Origin of the sequence: Arsenophonus endosymbiont of Bemisia tabaci Q2 (genome assembly GCF_902713415.1) — a bacterium.
GTDB lineage: Bacteria > Pseudomonadota > Gammaproteobacteria > Enterobacterales > Enterobacteriaceae > Arsenophonus.
In genome coordinates this window covers 1-3913 of sequence record NZ_CACTIE010000203.1, presented here as the reverse complement: position 1 = coordinate 3913, position 3913 = coordinate 1, and the positions used below count along the sequence as shown (strand labels likewise).

At 37.0% G+C, this 3913-nt stretch carries 2 protein-coding genes and 1 pseudogene; 2 read left to right on the top strand and 1 reads right to left on the bottom strand.

The window, feature by feature from the left end; all coding sequences use genetic code 11:
* Together ARSQ2_RS09890 and sbcB are read left to right on the top strand one after the other, a co-directional pair.
* A partial coding sequence (locus tag ARSQ2_RS09890) for a hypothetical protein (RefSeq protein ID WP_181995194.1) occupies positions 1 to 227 on the top strand: 227 nt, incomplete at its 5' end.
* 423 nt (positions 228 to 650) lie between these two features.
* Positions 651 to 2078: an exodeoxyribonuclease I gene (gene sbcB, locus ARSQ2_RS09885; RefSeq protein WP_181994417.1), complete on the top strand. Its 1428-nt coding sequence runs from the start codon at positions 651 to 653 to the stop codon at positions 2076 to 2078.
* A gap of 106 nt (positions 2079 to 2184) precedes the next feature.
* Here the strand turns inward: sbcB and ARSQ2_RS09880 are convergent.
* Positions 2185 to 3563, bottom strand: a pseudogene (locus ARSQ2_RS09880) (APC family permease).
* Between the last annotated feature and the right edge of the window lie 350 nt (positions 3564 to 3913).

Sequence of the window (3913 nt, the reverse complement as noted above, 5' to 3'; positions counted from 1 at the left end):
AGCGTCTTAATTTTGATTACAAAATATATGTTTTTCTCCAATATAAATTTACTGATATAGAGTCATTACTTGTAATCATTTTAAAGTCGCCCAGCTATATTTGCCTACCTATTCGCCAGATCTTAATTCAATTAAACATAAATAGGCACAAGCTAAATGCAAAAAAAGAGCGCTCGGAGGCGACACAGATATTTTGTTCGCACTTAATATGGTGTAATCAAAATTAAGTCGCTTAGATATAAACTACACGATACGGCGATTAACTTAATGACACAAGCCAATTTCTAAGATTTTTACTCTGTTTTATTATCTTTGCACTGATAATGACGCTTTTGCTCTGTCTTTATTAATTTTGTGTTATTAATAACCTAAATTTAGTTAAACAAAAAATGATAAATAAGTGAAATTTTCAAAGTTAGCACTAATACTATGATAATTCATTGCATAATAATGACATTCAGCTTAAGTATCCATTAACGGCGTATTATTGCGATTAAGGATAATTTAAAATACAAAATTCATTTCTGCTGGACTCATCAATCAGTCATTAAAAATAAGTTAATACAGAGAGTAAAAAAACATTCATTGTCAGATTGGAATATTTTAATATTATTAAACAAAATATTACGCTACATAAAAATTGGGAAAATATTTTGGCCAATAAACAAAAATCCTCATTTCTGTTTCACGATTATGAAACATTTGGGCAGCATCCTGCTCTCGATCGACCCGCACAATTTGCCAGCATCAGAACCGACTCAAATTTTAATATTATCGAAGAGCCACAAATTTTTTACTGTGCCCCTGCCGATGACTATCTCCCTCAACTTCAAGCCGTAATGATAACGGGTATTACCCCCCAATATGCAATAGCTCATGGCATAAATGAATCTGAATTTGCTAGACGTATTCATGGAATATTTAGCATAGCCAATAGTTGTATTGTCGGTTACAACAATATTCGATTTGATGATGAAGTGACTCGTCATATTTTCTATCGTAATTTTTATGATCCTTATGCTTATAGTTGGCAGCAAGGTAATTCACGTTGGGATTTACTTGATGTGTTACGCGCTTGCTATGCGCTACGACCTGATGGCATTAACTGGCCTAGCAATGATGAAGGACTACCTAGTTTCAAATTAGAACATCTGACCACTGCAAACGGTATTGAGCATGCAAATGCTCATGATGCAATGGCCGACGTTTTTGCTACTATCGAAATGGCAAAATTAGTTAAGAAAGCACAGCCAAGGATATTCGATTACTTCTTTCAATTAAGAAATAAAAATGAAATTCGTCAATTGATTGATATTATTGCCATGACCCCGTTAGTGCATGTTTCCGGCATGTTGGGCGCAATACGAGCTAATACCAGTCTAATTGCACCACTGGCCTGGCATCCCGAAAACCGTAATGCCATTATTGCCTGTGATCTAGCAGCAGACATTGGCCCACTGTTAACATTAGATAGTGATACTCTAAAGCAACGTTTATACGCACCCAAAGCAGAGTTAGCCCGTGAATTAGCCATTCCTATTAAACTGATACATATTAATAAATGTCCAATTCTGGCTCCGGCCAACACACTGCGGACAGCAGATGCACAACGTATAGCACTAGATCTCGATGTCTGTCTGAATAATTTAGCCATATTGCGACAACATAGTGAAGTGCGGGATAAAGTTATTCAGCTTTTTAGCGAACCGCAACCCTTTCCTGAAGAAACTGATGTAGATACTAAGCTTTATGCCGGTTTTTTTGGTGATAATGATCGTTTAACAATGGCTATTATCCGTCAAACTTTACCGCAAAATTTGCCCGCATTGGAGCTCAAATTTGACGATCCCCGCATGAAGCAACTATTTTTTCGTTACCGTGCCAGGAACTATCCGGCTACACTGACAGAACAAGAACAGCTTGCCTGGTTACATCACCGACGCAATAGATTGACCAGCGAGAAAATAACCGAATATCTGCAAACTATCGAGCAATTATTTATTGAACATCAAGAAGATAAAGAAAAGTGCCTGCAACTAAAGGCACTGGTAGATTATGCCAAACAGATAGCCAGTTAATTGGGTTTCGTCATAACATACAAAAACGGGTTAGCTAATATAGCAAAGGCCAAATAATTGGCCTTTGCTGTGGTGAAACCGTCGATAGCGGTAAAATTTGCGATCACTAAGCGTCATTCATTTTTGGTAATGGCCGACGAAAACGGCGGGTGATAATTGCCATATAAAAAATCCCAACCGCTGCCTATATCCCTAATAGCATGGAAGTTTTCTCTAAATTGATCCAAAGCACTGATACGGTTAAAGCACTCATAATAGGTAGAATTAAGTAATTAAATTTATCCCGACAAGTATGACAGCGACGCTCTCTAAAATAAAATTGCTAAATAACCGAAAGATTAACAAAGGTAAAAGCAATTAATGCACCAAAATTAATCAATGCTGTGGCAATTTCCATATCAAACCAAATTGCCGTTAACGCCAGCATGCCAACTAAAATGACATTAAAAGCTGGGGTTCGCCATGTTGGATGAACATAACCAAAAAAACGCTCAGGAAATACGCCATCTCGTCCCATCACATACATGAGACGAGAAACTCCTGTATGGGCAGCCATACCTGATGCTAATACGGTTGCATACGAGAAAAGCAAAATAATCGACTGAAAAAGTGCACGAGCAACATATAGCATAATTTCAGGTTGCAATTCATCAGGTTTTTTAAAATGCGAAACATCAGGAAAATACAGCTGTAAAAAAAAATAAGAAACGCCAATAAAAATCAAACCACCAATCAAGGGCGTCAAGAAAATCGCCTTTGGTATTACTTTTTCTGCATTTCGTGTTTCTTCCGATAATGAACTGATGCCATCAAAGCCGAGAAATGAAAAACATAAAATCGTCTCCCCGGTGATCATCGGAATTAAATGCGCCTTTTCGGAGGTAAAAGGTCGCCATGACCAAATCTGACCAGAACCTTCGCTTTTAGATAATTCATGGATCAAAACAGCTAAAAAAACTAGCATAACAGCGATTTAAATAATCACAATAATGGTATTTAAGTTAGCGACTAAATTGATACCCCGTAGATTTAAAATAGTCATCAAAAAACTAATCCGACCACAAAAATACAGGGCGCAACAGAGGGAAAAATAGCTTCCAGATAAATTTTCGCTAACAGTATATTAATCATCGGCATGAATAAATAATCAAGCAAAGATGACCATCCCACCATAAAACCTAAATGTGGGCTCATCGATTTTTGTGCATAGGTATAGGCCGATCCCGCCGAAGGAAATCGTTTTACCAATTTACCATAATTCAATCCAGTAAAAAGAATAGCAATCAAAGCAATGATATAAGAAGAAGGAACATACTCATCAGTTTTTAATAACACTAAACCAAAAGTGTCAAAAACCGTCATTGGCTGCAAATAAGCCAGCCCCATCATGATAACCTGGATTAAAGTTAATGTCTTAACCAGTTGCGCACGATTATTTATCTCGGTATATTCTTTACTGAGAGCTAATTGGATATCATGAGACATGGCCAAAACCCCTCCTACAACTTCCGATTTCGCCTGGCTATTTTGCCTAAATCGATAGTTATAAGAAAAACTTCGCTCACGCCTATAGGCTGAGAAAAAAGAGAAATGAGAGAATAATGAGAGAATTAAGTTATCTTCGAAGCCGAACGCCCCGTAGTCATCAATAATACAGAAACCATGACCCATTGGCACAGGTGCAAAAATAGATAATTACGCCATAATAGCATTCTTCACTACGATAGTCTGCTTTGGTTTGACTACACGTTTTTTCTAACAGTTTTATCAACTTCGGCCAGGTTTCCGGCCTCATATAAAATTAAATAAATCAGCTTACAGATAAACAGATAAAC